Origin of the sequence: Amycolatopsis kentuckyensis (assembly GCF_002155975.1) — a bacterium.
GTDB lineage: Bacteria > Actinomycetota > Actinomycetes > Mycobacteriales > Pseudonocardiaceae > Amycolatopsis > Amycolatopsis kentuckyensis.
The window spans coordinates 1-14299 of sequence record NZ_MUMI01000223.1; the positions used below are offsets into that span (position 1 = coordinate 1).

Here is a 14299-nt window from a genome sequence, read left to right on the forward strand (position 1 = left end):
CTCCCGCGCGGGAGCCCCCCGGCGAAGCTAGGCCTTCAGCGCGCCCCGCCAGCGGACCGTCGGGCGCAGCTTCTCCGGGTTCACCCGGTGCTTGTTCGCCCCCACGATGTCGAACATCGACTCGATCAGCGTGTCCGACAGCAGGTGCGGCTCCAGCCCCAGTCCGACCAGCCCGGTGTGCTTCACGTTGTAGTAGTGCTCCGGCGCCTCGGTGCGCGGGTTCTCCAGCTGCTCGATCTGCACCGGGCCGGGGAACCGGTCGGCCACCAGCGCGGCGATGTCGGCCACCGACATGCTTTCGGTCATCTGGTTGAACACGCGGAACTCCCCCGGCTCGGCCGGGTGCTCGACGGCCAGGCGGATGCACTCCACGGTGTCGCGGATGTCGATCAGGCCGCGGGTCTGCGCGCCCTTGCCGTACACGGTCAGCGGCTGGCCCAGCACCGCCTGGATGACGAACCGGTTGAGCACCGTGCCGAACACCGCGTCGTAGTCGAAGCGGGTCGCCAGGCGCGGGTCCAGCGCCGTCTGCGGGGTCTGCTGGCCGTACACCACGCCCTGGTTGAGGTCCGTCGCGCGCAGGCCCCACGCGCGGCAGGTGAATTCGATGTTGTGCGAATCGTGGACCTTCGTCAGGTGGTAGAAGGAACCCGGCCGTTTCGGGAACAGCACGCGGTCGGAGCGGCCGTTGTGCTCGAGCTCCAGCCAGCCTTCTTCGATGTCGATGTTCGGCGTGCCGTATTCGCCCATCGTGCCCAGTTTGACCAGGTGGATCGCCGGATTGATCTCCGCGATCGCATACAGCAGGTTCAGGTTCCCGACCACATTGTTGTGCTGGGTGTACACCGCGTGTTCGCGGTCGATCATGGAATAGGGGGCCGACCGTTGCTCGGCGTAGTGGACGACGGCGTCCGGCGCGAAGTCACGCACCGCCGCGAACAGGAACTCCGCGTCGAGGAGGTCGCCTTCGTAGCTGGTGATCGTCCGGCCGGAGACCTCGCGCCAGGTGGCGATGCGGTCGGCGAGGGACTCGATCGGAACCAGGCTCTCGACGCCGAGCTCGGCGTCGTACCCGCGCCGCGCGAAATTGTCGAGAACGGCCACCTCGTGACCTTTGTCCGATAAGTGCAGCGCGGTCGGCCAGCCCAGATATCCGTCACCGCCGAGAACCAGCACACGCATTGTGCCGCCTTTCCTGCTCGTTTACGCCACACGAACGCTATAGATCACGTGCTGATGAAGACCTGGCAATGACCTGTGAATCTCCTATGCATGAGGGGGTCGGACGGCGGCGCGACCGGCCCACGGGGAGGATGGGGGCATGACGACCGTAACCAACGGCGTGCGGCCTCGCATGGCGGAGAAGACCCGCCGCCGCGGCTGGGCCCGGCTGGCGCGCGCCGCGACGACGTCGGTCGCCGCCACGGTCCTCAGCCAGGTCGTGCTGCTCGCCGTCCTCGCGACCGGCGGGGCCGCGGCCCTGGCGAGCACGCTGGCCTGGGCGGCCGGCGCGGTGCTGAACTTCCTGGTCACGCGGCGCTGGGTGTGGGGCCGCACCGGGCGGCCGCGCGTCCGGCGCGAACTGCTGCCCTACCTCGGGGTGATCGGGCTCGGCGGGCTGGCGTCGATCGGCCTGACCACCCTCGCCGGCTCGCTGCTGACCCCCCTGGCCCTGCCGCACTTCTGGTGGGTCGTGCTCGTCGACGGCGCGTACGTCGCGAGCTACGCGCTGGTGTTCGTCGTCAAGTTCACGCTGCTCGACCGGTTCGTGTTCGGCCGCGGCGCAGCACGTACCCCCGCCACCACGTCCCGGTCATGACCCGGGCGTAGTTCGCGCCGTAGACGAGGCTGCCGCCCTTCTTGCTCTTGCCCGCCTTGCGCAGCCGCATGCTCATCGGCAGCTCGGTGACCCGGGCGCCGCGCGCGGTGACGCCGAGCAGCAGCTCCGACGACTGGTACTGCGGCTCGTTCAGCGGGACCGAGCAGGCCAGGTCCGCCTGCATGGCGCGGAAGCCGAACGACGTGTCGGTGATCCGCCGGGCCGTGAGCACCGACGCCAGCACCGCGAACACGCGCACGCCCAGCCACCGGACGCGGCTGTCGGCCTCCTCGTGCCCGAGCCGCCGCGAGCCGGTGACGAAGTCCGCCGTGCCGTCGACGACCGGGCGGACGAGCGCCTCGAGCTCGCTGTTGTCGTACTGGCCGTCGGCGTCGGTCGTCACGACGTACTCGGCGCCGGACTCCGCGGCCAGGTGGTAGCCCAGCCGCAGCGCGGCGCCCTGGCCGCGGTTGCGCGGCGCGACGCAGACGTAGGCCCCGTGCGCCTCGGCGATCGCGGCGGTGTCGTCGGTTCCGCCGTCGACCACGACGAGGACGTCCACCGGCATGCCGAGGCACTCGTCGGGCATCTTCTCCAGGACTTCGCCGATGCCGCCGGCTTCGTTGTAGGCGGCGATGACGACGGTCAGCGGCGCCAGCTCCAGCTCCGGATGGCGGCCGCGGAAGTCGGCGAGGGCGCCGGAGTCGACGTCGTCGGGGAAGGCGGCCAGCCGCTTCCGGCTCGCCGAAGTCAGGGTCGTGAAGCCGAGTGCCCCGGCGACCGGCAGCAGCACGAGCGCCGGGATCTGGTAGCGCCAGGAGAACAGGAACACCGCCGAGGCGAACAGCAGCAGGAGCCCGCTCGACGCCGCGAACAGCGCGCCGGCCCGGGCCCGGTCCAGGGGCTGCTTGCGCCGGAACACCGTCAGCAGGCCGAGGAGGGCGCCGATGCCGAGGACCGCGCCCGGGACGTACCCGCCGCCGAGCTGGTAGTCGCGGAGGATCTCGGCCAAGGGCTGGTCGACGCTCGCGACGACCCCGTCGTTCTGCCGCGTGACCAGGTCGATCAGGGACTGGTCGGCCCACTGCGGGTAGCTCAGCTGGAACTGCCACCGGTCCAGGGGGACGTCGGTGGGGTCCTGCTCGCGGGTCCAGGCGAAGCTCTTGGCGAAGTCGTCCAGGACCGCTTCGGCGACGTCGCCGGGCTGTGCCTTGAGGACTTCGATCGCGAATTGGTGTGCCAGTGCGGCCTTGTCCGCGCCGGGCGGCAGCGGGCCGGGCCAGTTCGGGTCGAGGTCGGCGTGAGTGTAGTTGTCGACGAGCCGCGTCTCGCGCGGCTCGGCCGGACAGAACACCTGCAGCTGCGGGGCGAGGTGGAGGTTCGCGCAGTCGGCGACGGCGGCGGTGCGGCCGTAGAGCATGTTCCCCGAAGGTCCGCTCAGGCCCCACTTCCCGGTCTCCGCGTGCACCCGCGCCGAGTACGGCACCAGAACCGCGAGCAGGCCCAGGAGGCCGACGCCGGCCCGGCGCCAGCCCGCCCACTGCCGCCACGCTCCCCCGGCCACGACGAGGAAAACCAGCAGCGGAAGGGCGAGCGAGATCCCGATCAGCCGGGTCAGCACGCCGAAGCCGAGCAGCAGGCCCGCCGCGCCGGCCCGTTTCCAGCCGGGGGTGCCCCGGCCCAGCAGCAGCCAGAGGAGCCCGAGGAGGACGGCCTCGAACGTCACCTCGGACATGATGTTCTGCTCGATCTGCAGCTGGTAGGCGTCGAGCAGCACCGGGGCCGCGGCGAGGGCGCCGACCCACGGGCGGCCGCCCAGCCGCAGCACCAGCCCGTAGACGCCGATCGCGATGAGCACGCCCCCGACGTGCTGGACGGCCGCGACCCACGCGAGCCCGCCGACGGCGAGCAGCGGGCGCAGCACGAGGTCGTAGCCGATCGGGTCGAGCTGGTCGGCGCGCAGGGCGTGCAGGTTGTCGAGGTAGCGGAACGAATCGATGAACAGCAGCGCGGGCCGGTAGGCCAGCCAGGTCAGCACCCGGAGCGTGATCGCCGGGACGAGGAGCAGGAGCAGCAGCCAGTGGCGGCGGAGAAACCCGTTCACGGCGTGGCGAGGCCGGAGAAGTACTTCCACGCCGTCGCGAGGCCGTCGGTCAGCGAGACCTCCGGCCGGTAGCCGATGGTCTCCGCGCTCGCCGACACGTCGACGACGACCGCGGGCATCTCCCCGGCCGGGGCCTCGACGTGGTCGACCGGCAGCTCGGCGCCGGTCACCTCGCGCACGGCCTCGACCATCTCCAGCACGGACACCGAACGCCCGGCACCGACGATCGCGCGGCCGGAGTAGCCGCTGTCGAGGGTCAGCAGGACCGCGCGGACGACGTCGTCGACGTGCACGAGGTCGCGGCGCTGGCGCCCGTCGCCGTAGACCTTGACCCCGCTGCCGGTCAGCGCGGCCCGCATCATCCGCGGCACGAAACTGTCCTTGTGGGACATTCCCGGGCCGTAGACGTTGGTGAACCGCAACGCGCACGTCGTCATGCCGTACGCCCCGGCGTAGCCCGACAGCAGCATTTCGCACGCCGCCTTGGTGGCGCCGTACGGCGTGAGCGGCCGCAGCGGCAGGTCCGGCGTGATGGTCGCGGAGCCGACGTTGCCGATCACCGCGTTGGTCGAGGCGAGCAGGAACTTCGGCACCTCGTGGCGGCGCGCGAGTTCGAGGAGTTCCTGGGTGACCAGGACGTTGTCGGCGAAGGTGTCCTCGGGCAGCTCGACGGACTTCAGCACCGACGTCAGCGCGGCGAGGTGCACGATGGCCGCGGTCTCGCGGGTCACGGCTTCCTCGCGGACGCCCGCCTCCCGGAGATCGCCGGTGACGGCGCGGACGCCGGCCAGGTCCTCGGGGAAGGGCACCCGGTCCACGGCGGTGACCGGGACGCCCCGGTCGTGGAGGGCGCGCACGACGGCCCGGCCGATGAAGCCGCTGCCGCCGGTCACGACCACGGACGTCCGATCAGGACCGTGCCCACTCACCATGGGCGTCAACCTACCTCGCGTTCCTGTGACCGGTCCGCGAAGGCCTCCGGGGGCGGGCAGGAGCAGACCAGGTTCCGGTCCCCCGCCGCGCCGTCGATGCGCCGGACCGGCGGCCAGATCTTCGCCGCGGCCGCTCCCGCCGGGAACACCGCCGTCTCCCGGCTGTAGGGCCGGTCCCAGTCGCCCGTGACACACCGGGCGGTGTGCGGCGCCTGGCGCAGCGGTGAGTCCTCGAGCGGCCATTCGCCCGCCGCCACCCGGTCGATCTCCGCGCGGATCGCGATCATCGCGGCGCAGAAGCGGTCGAGTTCGGCGAGGTCTTCGCTCTCCGTCGGCTCCACCATCAGCGTCCCCGCGACCGGGAACGACATCGTCGGCGCGTGCAGCCCGTAGTCCGCCAGCCGTTTCGCGACGTCGTCGACCGTGACGCCGGTGGCCTTCGTCAGGGGCCGGAGGTCGAGGATGCATTCGTGCGCCACCAGGCCTTCGTGGCCGGCGTAGAGCACCGGGTAGTGCCCGGCGAGGCGGCGGGCGACGTAGTTGGCGTTGGCCACCGCGACGAGCGTCGCCCGGCGGAGGCCCTCGGCACCCATCATCCGGACGTACGCCCACGAAATCGGCAGGATCGACGCGCTTCCCCACGGCGCCGCGCTGACCGGGCCGACGCCGGTGGCCGGGCCGGCGGCCGGCTGCAGCGGGTGGTTCGGCAGGAACGGCGCCAGGTGCGCGCGGACCCCGATCGGGCCGACTCCGGGCCCGCCGCCGCCGTGCGGGATGCAGAACGTCTTGTGCAGGTTGAGGTGCGAGACGTCGGCGCCGAAGCGGCCGTACTGGGCCACGCCGATCAGCGCGTTCAGGTTGGCGCCGTCGACGTACACCTGCCCGCCCGCGTCGTGCACCGCCGCGCACACCTCGCCGACGGTGTCTTCGTAGACGCCGTGCGTCGACGGGTACGTGAGCATGATCGCGGCGAGGTCGGCCCGGTGCTCGTCCACTGTGGACCGCAGGTGGGCGAGGTCGATGTTGCCCTCGTCGTCGCAGCGGACGACGGCCACGCGCATGCCCGCCATCACCGCGCTGGCCGCGTTCGTGCCGTGCGCGCTGGCCGGGATCAGGCAGACGTCGCGCGCGTGCTCGCCGCGGGAGCAGTGGTAGGCGCGGATGGCGAGCAGGCCTGCGAACTCGCCCTGGCTGCCGGCGTTGGGTTGCAGGGAAACCGCGTCGTAGCCGGTGATCCGGGCGAGCCAGGCGCTCAGGTCGGCGGCCAGGTCCAGCAGCCCGGCGGCGTCCTCGGCGGGTGCGAACGGGTGCAGGCCGGCGAACTCCGGCCAGGTGACCGGCTCCATCTCGGCGGTGGCGTTGAGCTTCATGGTGCACGAGCCCAGCGGGATCATGCTGCGGTCGAGGGCGACGTCTTTGTCGGCCAGCTGCCGCAGGTAGCGGAGCATGGCGGTTTCCGAGCGGTGCGCGTGGAAGACCGGGTGCGTGAGGTACCCGCTCGTGCGGCGCAGCGGGGCCGGGAGGCCGTCCGCGGTGTCCGCGTCGAGCCCGTCCACATCGGACACGGAGACGCCGAACGCCTTCCACACGCAGGACAGCCGCTCGCGGGTGGTGGTCTCGTCGCAGGCGATGCCGACGTGGTCGTCGTCGATCCGCCGCAGCGAGATGCCGAGGTCACGCGCCGCCGCGACGACCGTGTCCGCCCGGCCGGGCACGGCCGCGACGACCGTGTCGAAGAACTCGCCGTGCACGACGTCGACGCCGCCCTCGGCGAGGCCGCCGGCCAGGACGGTGGCCATCCGGTGCGCCCGCAGCGCGATCGACCGCAGGCCCTCCGGCCCGTGGTACACCGCGTACATCGACGCCATCACGGCCAGGAGGACCTGCGCGGTGCAGATGTTCGACGTCGCCTTCTCGCGGCGGATGTGCTGCTCGCGCGTCTGCAGGGCGAGCCGGTAGGCGGGCGTGCCGTCGGCGTCCTTCGAGACGCCGACCAGCCGGCCGGGCAGCTGCCGCTCCAGGCCGTTGCGCACGGCGAGGTAGGCGGCGTGCGGGCCGCCGAAGCCGAGCGGGACGCCGAACCGCTGGGTCGAGCCGACGGCGACGTCGGCGCCGAGCTCGCCGGGCGGCCGCAGCAGAGTGAGGGCGAGGGGGTCGGCGGCGACGATCACGGCCGCACCGCGCTCCTTGGCCTCGGCGATGGTGAGGTCGAGCTCGCGGACCGCGCCGGACGCGCCGGGGTAGGACAGGAGCACGCCGAAGAAGTCGCCGCCGAGCCCGAGCCCGGTCAGTCCTTGGGAGAGGTCCTCGACGACGAGTTCGATGCCGAGCGGTTCGGCCCGCGTCCGCAGCACCGCGAGGGTCTGGGGCAGGGTGTCTTCGTCGACGACGAACCGATTCGACGTCGCGCGCCCGGCCCGGCGCACCAGCGTCATCGCCTCGGCGGCGGCGGTGGCCTCGTCGAGCAGGGACGCGTTGGCGACCGGGAGGCCGGTCAGGTCCGCGACCATGGTCTGGAAGTTGAGCAGCGCTTCCAGCCGCCCTTGGGAGATTTCCGGCTGGTAGGGCGTGTAGGCGGTGTACCAGGCCGGGTTCTCGAGGACGTTGCGCCGGATGACGGGCGGGGTGACGGTGCCGTGGTAGCCGAGCCCGATCATCGACGCGGTCAGCCGGTTGCGGCCGGCGAGCGCACGGAGCTCGGCGAGGGCCTGGGCTTCGGAGGCGGCGGGCGGCAGTTCGAGCGGCTGGGCGGACTCGTGCAGCGAGCCGGGCACGGCCCGCTCGGCGAGTTCGTCGAGGGAGGCGACGCCGATGACGTCGAGGATGTGGCGGAGTTCGTCCGGTCCGGGCCCGATGTGCCGGTCGGCGAAGGGAATGCCCTGTTCGAGGGAGGCGAGTGACGGATCCACGGATGGCCTCCTGGGGACAGCGGGGGTGGACCGGGACGGCGGTGTCCTGGTCCTCCCCGCTCTGTCTGACCCCGAGGGGCGCCTGAGAGTTTCGCCCGCAGGTTGAGCCGGGCTTGCACCGTCGGCGGGGCCATCAGGCTGTGTCCTGACGACCCGCTTTCCAGAGGCGTCTCGTCCGCGCGGTCCAGGGTGCCTGAGAGGTTCCGGGGAGGACTTGCTCCTTCGGCGCCGAGCTCAAGGTGTGACTCGGACTCTCCCGCGCGGATTCGTCGACCGCACGGTGGACTTTACTCTGTCCGCCGCAGCGGTGATCAACCGGTCTTGCGGGCGTTGCGGCGCTGGGTGAGTTCGTCCGGTTCGTGCGTCTCGACGATGCCGCCGTCGGCGCGTTCGGCCGGGAACTCGTGGATGGTACCGCTGATTTCCTGCATCGCCCCGCTGACCGCGATGCCGAAGACGCCCTGGCCACCCTGGAGCAGGTCGACGATCTCCTCCGGCGACGTGCACTCGTACACCGTGGTGCCGTCGGAGAACAGCGTCACCCGGGCCAGGTCGCGGACGCCGCGGACCCGCAGGTGGTCGACGGCGACCCGGATGTTCTGGAGCGAGACCCCGGTGTCCAGTAGCCGCTTGACCACCTTCAGGACCAGGATGTCCTTGAAGGAGTACAGCCGCTGCGAGCCGGAGCCGTGCGCGGTGCGGATGCTGGGCGCGACCAGTTTGGTCCGGGCCCAGTAGTCGAGCTGGCGGTAGGTGATCCCGGCGATCTGGCACGCCGCCGGACCGCGGTACCCCACCAGCTCGTCGGGCAGCGAGTTGTCGGGGAACAGTTCCCCTTGCTCACCAGTCGCGACCCCGACAGGCTGCTTCTCGGAACCAGCCTCGACCACGCAAGCCTCCCCTCGCCCGACCAGGCGGCCGGCGAATGACAGCCGGAGGAGTCCCAGGAGCGGGACCCGCCGGAGATCAACCGCCACGGTCCGGCCCCAGACCGTGAATCACACCGTGGCGATTTACCTCCTTCGACGGTAAGCGCCCGGACAGTGCCGGTCAACGCGACGCGCGGCAAGCCTCAACGGTCGGCTGAGCCTTTGAGCCGTTCGCCGTACCCCCGCTCGTGGCCGGCCAAACCTGGTGGACAAATTTTACTCAGCCGAGTAACTTTTTACTCATGCAAGTAAACACCGACCTCATGGCCGAGATGGGCCTCAGCCCGACCGAGGCCGCGCGCCGGGCGCAGATCATCGGCGCGACCATCGGCGTCCTGGCCGACCTCGGCTACCGCCGGACGACCTTCGCCAAGATCAAGGAGCGCGCCGGGCTCAGCAGCACCCGGCTGATCTCGTACCACTTCACGAACAAGGCCGGCCTGATGCAGGCCGTGCTCAGCACGGTCGTCGAGACGAAGGGCGCGTTCCTCACCGAACGCACCGGCGGGGGCCTCGACCCGGCCGACCGGCCCGGCTACCTGCGGGCGCACATCGAGACGTCGGTGGCGTTCCTGCGCGCCTACCCCGAGTGCGTCCGGGCGCTGACCGAGCTGGCGGCCCACGCCGACGACGCCGACGGCTGGGTGATGACGAAGGTGCTGGTCGACGACCTGCGCGTGCACGGACTGGCCCGCCAGCTCAGGCAGGGCCAGGCCGAGGGGGTGTTCGGCGGGTTCACGCCCGAGGTGATGGCGATGGCGATCGCCCAGTCCATCGACGGCGTCGCCGCGGCCTACGCGGCCGACCCGGCGCTGGACCTGGAGAAGTACGGGCGCGAACTGGCGGACACGTTCGTCAAAGCGACGGCGCCGTGAGGGCCCGGTCGAGCCGCTCTTCGATGCGGGCCTTCGGGAACGCGCCGACGATCGTCTCGACCGGCTCGCCGCCGCGGAAGAGGATCATCGTCGGCAGCGACATGACCTGGTAGGAGCGGGTGGTCTCGGGGTTCTCGTCGGCGTTGATCTTCCGGACGGCGAGCTCGCCCTCCCGCTCGGCGGCCAGTTGCGCGAGCACCGGGCCGACCATCCGGCACGGGCCGCACCAGGTGGCCCAGAACTCGACGAGCACGGGGACGTCGTGGGCGAGGACCTCGGCGAAGGTCGCATCGGTGACATCGGCGACGGTGGCGTTTTCGGACATGGCAGGCTCCTTCACGGGCGGGGCGCTCCGGGGACGACACACGGATCGGGCGCCTGCCGGGCGAGCGCACCGGCGAGCTTCGCGGCCAGTTCGGCGCGGATGCCACCGAGCCGGGCGAGGAGGGCGTCGGCTTCTTCGAGCTTGCGCCGGTAGACCTCGATGGAGTTCGCGCACGCATCGCCGGTCTCGTGGCCGCTGCGCAGGCATTCGACGAACGGGCGCGTCTCCTCGAGCGTCAGGCCGACCGTCTGGAGGGTCTGGATCTCCTTGACCAGCTGGAGGTCGTCCTCGCCGTATTCGCGGTAGCCGTTGGCCGAGCGCCGGGCCCGCAGCAGGCCCTGGTCCTCGTAAAAACGCAGCGCACGGGTGGTGACACCCGTGCGCTGCGCCAGTTCTCCGATCCGCATGCCGTCGACGCTAGACGTTGACGTCCGCGTCAAGGCAAGGTCTCACGTGTCCGCTCCGCGGAAGTCTTCGGGCGACACGGAGTCGAGGAACTCGCGGAACTTCTCGACCTCGTCTTCCTGCTCGTCCGGGATGATGAGGCCGGCTTCCTCCAGCACCGAATCCACGGCGTGGATGGGGACCCCGATCCGCAGGGCCAGCGCGACCGAGTCGCTCGGCCGGGCGGACACCCGGATGTCGCCGTCGAACACGAGCTCCGCGAAGAACGTGCCCTCCTTCAGGTCGGTGATGACGACCTGCTCGAGCTCCCGGCCCAGCGCTCCGATGACCTCTTTCAGCAGGTCATGCGTGAGCGGGCGGGCGGGGCGGACCCCCTGCTGCTCCAAGGCGATGGCGGTGGCTTCGACCGAGCCGATCCAGATCGGCAGGTACCGCTCACCCTCGGTTTCCCGCAGCAACAAGATCGGCTGATTCGCGGGCAGCTCGACCCGCACACCGACGACGCGCATTTCGCTCATCGGGCTTCGCCTCCCTCTCGTGCACACGGGCTGCAGCGCTGAACCGGCTTCACGCCCATACTCCCGACGCTACCCGTCATCCGTGCGCTGTGCTCGCTGTCCGGACTCTCTCGGTTCGCCTGCCGCAAACCCGTGCCTTCACGGTACGGCATGCGGTGCCGAACATTCAGTCATTGACATGGGACCGCAAAGAGGATCTCACTGCCCCGTTATCGATCAACATCCCGCGACGCCGCGGATTCCCGCCTTCACGAGGAGCGTGTGCAGGGTCACGGACAGTGCCGCGAGCTCCCGCACCACCTCGTCGGCCCGGGACTTGGCCTCCGGGTCGCGGTGCCGGTACACCGGCGTCACGATCTGCTCCAGCAGCCCGACCTCGCGGTCGGCCGCGGCGCGGAAAGCACGCAGGTGTCTCGGTTCGATGCCGAATTCGGTCATCGCCTTCACCGTGCGCGCGACCAGCACCGCGTCCGGGTCGAAGAACCCGGCGGGGCCGGGCCGGACCAGCCCGTACTGCTGCAGCTCGGCCAGCGCGGGCGCGTCGATGCCGGCCTGCTCCAGGAGCTCCTCCTGGGTCAGGCGCAGCTCTTTGCCGGCGGCGAAGTCGGCCGCCACGGGCAGGCCGACGTTCTCCGCCGGTGCGTCGATCGGGACCAGCCGGCGCGGCGGGCGGGGCAGGGCCGCGGCAGGCCCGGCACCCGAGTCCGCCGCGTCCAGCTGTTCCTTGATGACCTTCAACGGGAGGTAGTGATCCCGCTGGGCGGCCAGGACGAACCTCAGTCGCTCCACGTCCGCCGCGGCGAACTGCCGGTAGCCCGAAGGCGTCCGGCCCGGTTGCACCAGGCCTTCCGCTTCGAGGAACCGGATCTTGGAGATGGTGACATCGGGGAAGTCACCGCGCAGCTGCGCGAGTACCGCCCCGATGCTCAGTCCGTGGTTCTGTGGCCGTCCGGCCGCCGTCACTGCGCCCCCTGGCCCCCGTGCCCCGGGCCGGTCAGGAAGACCAGGCGGAACTTCCCGATCTGCACCTCGTCGCCGCCGGCGAGCACGGCCTGGTCGACCGGCTCGCGGTTGACGTAGGTGCCGTTGAGGCTGCCGACGTCGATGACGACGAACTCGCCGCCCTCACGCCGGAACTCGGCGTGCCGGCGGGAGACCGTGACGTCGTCGAGGAAGATGTCGCTGTCCGGGTGCCGCCCGGCGCTGGTGGTGTCGCGGTCGAGCAGGAACCGCGAACCCGCGTTGGGGCCGCGCTTCACGACCAGCAGCGCCGAACCCGCGGGAAGGGCGTCGACACCCTGGACCGGGGCTTCCGGGGCGGGCTCGCGACCTTCGGCTTCGGCCAGGAAGTCGGCCCGGAAGACAGAGGTCCGCTCCGGAGACTGCTCCGGGGGAACGCCGCCGGGCCCGTCGTTCGTGCTCACCTGAGCTCTCCTCCACACATGCTGTGTTGCCAGTACTCAAGAACGTGTAGCTGCCAACGTACCGTGCCTGATCGATTCTCCGAGCCCCGGCTCCCCGAACCGGCGGAGCGGGCTTCAGCCCTTGGTCAGCGCGTCGTACGCCTCGGCTTCGAGCAGGGCTTCCAGGCCCGCCGGGTCGTCGAGCCGGATCTCGATCAGCCAGCCCTCGCCGTAGGGGTCGCTGTTGATCAGCTCGGGCGAGTCGGCGACGGCGTCGTTGACCGCCACGACCTCCCCGTCGACCGGCGCGAACAGCTCGGAGACGCTCTTGGTCGACTCGACCTCGCCGAAGACGTCGCCCGCGCTCACCTGCCTGCCGACGTCGGGCAGGTCGACGAACACGACGTCGCCGAGCTGGTCCTGCGCGTACTCGGTGATGCCGACGCGCACGAGGGTGTCCTCGCCGCGGGTGGCGACCCACTCGTGTTCCTCGGTGTAGCGAAGCTCTTCAGGAGCGGACACCGCCGGTCCCCTTTCATGCCCTCACTGGCGAAAAGTGTTGGGCGAAGTCTTACACCCACACGGCCCAGCCGCCCGCCACGACCCGGGGAAAGCTCACTCGGTGGTCCCGCCTCGCAGGGCGTTGCGCGCCTGGACGACGTAGAGCACGCCGGACCAGACGTAGAGGACGCCGCCCCAGATGGTGAAGGCGTACCCGATCGGCCTCGCCACGGCGGCGACGTCGGAGCCACCCTGCGCGAGCAGCAGGAACGGGAAGGCGTACATCAGGACGAAGGTGGCCCCCTTCCCGAGGTAGGTGACCTCGGGCGGCGCGAAGCCCCGGCGCCGCAGGGTGAGGACGCAGACGCCGAGCACGGCTTCCCGGAGGACGAGCGGCACGACGACCCACCACGGGACGATGTCCCGCACGAGGAAGGCGACGAGGGTGGCGAGGATGTAGAGCCGGTCGGCGGCGGGGTCGAGCAGCTGCCCGAGCCGCGACATCTGGTTGAGCCAGCGGGCGAGCTTCCCGTCGAGCCAGTCGGTCAGGGCGCTGAAGACGAGCAGGGCGAGCGCCCAGCCGTCTTCCCGGGGGCCGAGCAGCAGCCAGAGGAAGACGGGCACCCCGGCCAGCCGCAGCAGGGAGAGGATGTTGGGGACGTTCAGCGCCTGCCGCACCAGCGACGGTTCGGCAGCCTGAGCGGCGGGTTCGGGGGCGGCTGTGCTCACGGGGCCATTAAACAGCGGGACGGGCCGGGGTCGCCCGGTGGTGCGTTGCCCGGGGTGGCGGCTTGGCGGGAGGGCTTGGCGTGGAGGCGGGCTTGCGGGCTCGGGCGGCGGGGCCATCCGCGGCGCACCGGGGCGGCTGCGCGCCACCGGCCAGGCCCACCCGCCGCAGAGGCGGCTTGCGCGGCCCGGCCGCGCTGTACGGCGGGCTTGCGGGCTCGGGCTACCGGGGGCATCCGGGCCGCCGCGTGGCAGGCTTGCCGACTCGGCTGCCGGGCCGTCCGCGGCCCACAGGGTGACTCCGCGCGACCGGCCAGGCCGCCCGCTGCGGAGGCGGCTTGCGCGGCCCGGCCGCGCTGTACGGCGGGCTTGTGAGCTCGGGCTACCGGGGGCATCCGGGCCGCCGCGTGGCAGGCTTGCCGACTCGGCTGCCGGGCCGTCCGCGGCGCACCGGGCGACTCCGCGCCACCGGCCAGGCCGCCCGCCGCAGAGGCAAGCCCACACGGTGCGAGCCGCGCCGCCCGGCAGGCTCGGCTGCCGGGCATCCGGGCCGCTCGGCGGCGCAGGGCGGTTGGCGAGGCAAGGCGACCCGGCCCTGCCCCCCAGGTCGGCGCCCGATGCACCCCGCCGGCCCGAACCAGGCGGGTCGGCGCCCACCCGGACAGCGCAGCCGGGCCACCCCATCGGCGCAGCCCGGCGGCACGCTCAGCTCGCGCGGCGGTGGCTCCACCCGCGTCGCTGCAGTTCGGCGCTGCTCAACGACTCGGGGCGCCCCCGGTAATCGGTGCCCATCCAACGAGCCCGGCCGGCTCGTCCCTCGAGGACGTACGGGCGTCCGCCGCACCAGACCACG

At 71.8% G+C, this 14299-nt stretch carries 14 protein-coding genes and 1 riboswitch; of the genes, 2 read left to right on the forward strand and 12 right to left on the reverse strand.

What is annotated here, in order from left to right:
• Nucleotides 1-27: 27 nt before the first annotated feature.
• The gene (locus CCN39_RS21970) at nucleotides 28-1182 is read right to left on the reverse strand and encodes an NAD-dependent epimerase/dehydratase family protein (RefSeq protein WP_086844833.1); all 1155 of its coding nucleotides are present in this window, start codon (nucleotides 1180-1182) and stop codon (nucleotides 28-30) included.
• Between the two features lie 139 nt (nucleotides 1183-1321).
• Between CCN39_RS21970 and CCN39_RS21975 the strand changes: the two genes are divergently transcribed.
• The gene (locus tag CCN39_RS21975) at nucleotides 1322-1819 is read left to right on the forward strand and encodes a GtrA family protein (protein WP_086844835.1); all 498 of its coding nucleotides are present in this window, start codon (nucleotides 1322-1324) and stop codon (nucleotides 1817-1819) included.
• Here the strand turns inward: CCN39_RS21975 and CCN39_RS21980 are convergent.
• The 4 genes from CCN39_RS21980 to CCN39_RS21995 form a co-directional block, all read right to left on the reverse strand.
• Nucleotides 1749-3923 carry a glycosyltransferase family 2 protein gene (locus CCN39_RS21980; protein WP_086844837.1) on the reverse strand — a complete coding sequence of 725 codons (2175 nt, stop codon included), beginning with the start codon at nucleotides 3921-3923 and terminating at the stop codon, nucleotides 1749-1751. The genes CCN39_RS21975 and CCN39_RS21980 overlap by 71 nt on opposite strands.
• Nucleotides 3920-4855, reverse strand: a complete 936-nt coding sequence (locus tag CCN39_RS21985; protein WP_167455142.1) for an NAD-dependent epimerase/dehydratase family protein — start codon at nucleotides 4853-4855, stop codon at nucleotides 3920-3922. Before CCN39_RS21985 ends, CCN39_RS21980 begins: the two co-directional genes overlap by 4 nt.
• A 5-nt stretch (nucleotides 4856-4860) precedes the next feature.
• The gene (gcvP, locus tag CCN39_RS21990; protein ID WP_086844841.1) at nucleotides 4861-7764 is read right to left on the reverse strand and encodes an aminomethyl-transferring glycine dehydrogenase; all 2904 of its coding nucleotides are present in this window, start codon (nucleotides 7762-7764) and stop codon (nucleotides 4861-4863) included.
• 170 nt (nucleotides 7765-7934) lie between these two features.
• Nucleotides 7935-8033: riboswitch (glycine riboswitch) on the reverse strand.
• Nucleotides 8034-8075: 42 nt separating this feature from the next.
• Complete coding sequence (locus tag CCN39_RS21995) at nucleotides 8076-8654, reverse strand: MerR family transcriptional regulator (protein ID WP_086844843.1); 579 nt, start codon at nucleotides 8652-8654, stop codon at nucleotides 8076-8078.
• Between the two features lie 281 nt (nucleotides 8655-8935).
• Here CCN39_RS21995 and CCN39_RS22000 point away from each other — a divergent pair, with 281 nt between their 5' ends.
• Complete coding sequence (locus CCN39_RS22000; RefSeq protein WP_086844845.1) at nucleotides 8936-9568, forward strand: TetR/AcrR family transcriptional regulator; 633 nt, start codon at nucleotides 8936-8938, stop codon at nucleotides 9566-9568.
• On the opposite strand, the gene trxA is transcribed toward CCN39_RS22000, so the two are convergent.
• The 7 genes from trxA to clsA form a co-directional block, all read right to left on the reverse strand.
• Nucleotides 9549-9893, reverse strand: a complete 345-nt coding sequence (gene trxA, locus CCN39_RS22005; protein ID WP_086844847.1) for a thioredoxin — start codon at nucleotides 9891-9893, stop codon at nucleotides 9549-9551. The two genes, CCN39_RS22000 and trxA, sit on opposite strands and share 20 nt — an antisense overlap.
• 11 nt (nucleotides 9894-9904) lie before the next feature.
• Nucleotides 9905-10300, reverse strand: coding sequence for a MerR family transcriptional regulator (locus CCN39_RS22010; protein ID WP_086844849.1), 396 nt, complete (start codon nucleotides 10298-10300; stop codon nucleotides 9905-9907).
• Nucleotides 10301-10342: 42 nt separating this feature from the next.
• Entirely contained in the window at nucleotides 10343-10816 is a 474-nt protein-coding gene (locus tag CCN39_RS22015) for a bifunctional nuclease family protein (RefSeq protein WP_004559569.1), read from the reverse strand.
• A 216-nt stretch (nucleotides 10817-11032) separates the two neighbouring features.
• Nucleotides 11033-11779, reverse strand: coding sequence for a transcriptional regulator FtsR (gene ftsR / locus CCN39_RS22020; protein ID WP_208630310.1), 747 nt, complete (start codon nucleotides 11777-11779; stop codon nucleotides 11033-11035).
• On the reverse strand, nucleotides 11776-12240 hold the full coding sequence (garA, locus tag CCN39_RS22025; RefSeq protein WP_086844851.1) for a glycogen accumulation regulator GarA: 465 nt from the start codon (nucleotides 12238-12240) through the stop codon (nucleotides 11776-11778). The genes ftsR and garA overlap by 4 nt, the downstream gene beginning before the upstream one ends.
• Nucleotides 12241-12354: 114 nt before the next feature.
• Complete coding sequence (gcvH, locus tag CCN39_RS22030) at nucleotides 12355-12741, reverse strand: glycine cleavage system protein GcvH (RefSeq protein WP_013226819.1); 387 nt, start codon at nucleotides 12739-12741, stop codon at nucleotides 12355-12357.
• Nucleotides 12742-12834: 93 nt separating this feature from the next.
• Nucleotides 12835-13449, reverse strand: a complete 615-nt coding sequence (clsA, locus tag CCN39_RS22035) for a cardiolipin synthase ClsA (protein WP_086844853.1) — start codon at nucleotides 13447-13449, stop codon at nucleotides 12835-12837.
• Between the last annotated feature and the right edge of the window lie 850 nt (nucleotides 13450-14299).

Excerpts from the sequence above, each read along its gene's own strand:
- CCN39_RS21985 (WP_167455142.1), bottom strand. The coding sequence starts at position 4,855 with ATGGTGAGTGGGCACGGTCCTGATCGGACGTCCGTGGTCGTGACCGGC.
- CCN39_RS22015 (WP_004559569.1), bottom strand. The coding sequence starts at position 10,816 with ATGAGCGAAATGCGCGTCGTCGGTGTGCGGGTCGAGCTGCCCGCGAAT.
- CCN39_RS21975 (WP_086844835.1), top strand. The coding sequence starts at position 1,322 with ATGACGACCGTAACCAACGGCGTGCGGCCTCGCATGGCGGAGAAGACC.
- CCN39_RS21970 (WP_086844833.1), bottom strand. The coding sequence starts at position 1,182 with ATGCGTGTGCTGGTTCTCGGCGGTGACGGATATCTGGGCTGGCCGACC.
- CCN39_RS22000 (WP_086844845.1), top strand. The coding sequence starts at position 8,936 with ATGCAAGTAAACACCGACCTCATGGCCGAGATGGGCCTCAGCCCGACC.
- CCN39_RS22010 (WP_086844849.1), bottom strand. The coding sequence starts at position 10,300 with ATGCGGATCGGAGAACTGGCGCAGCGCACGGGTGTCACCACCCGTGCG.
- trxA (WP_086844847.1), bottom strand. The coding sequence starts at position 9,893 with ATGTCCGAAAACGCCACCGTCGCCGATGTCACCGATGCGACCTTCGCC.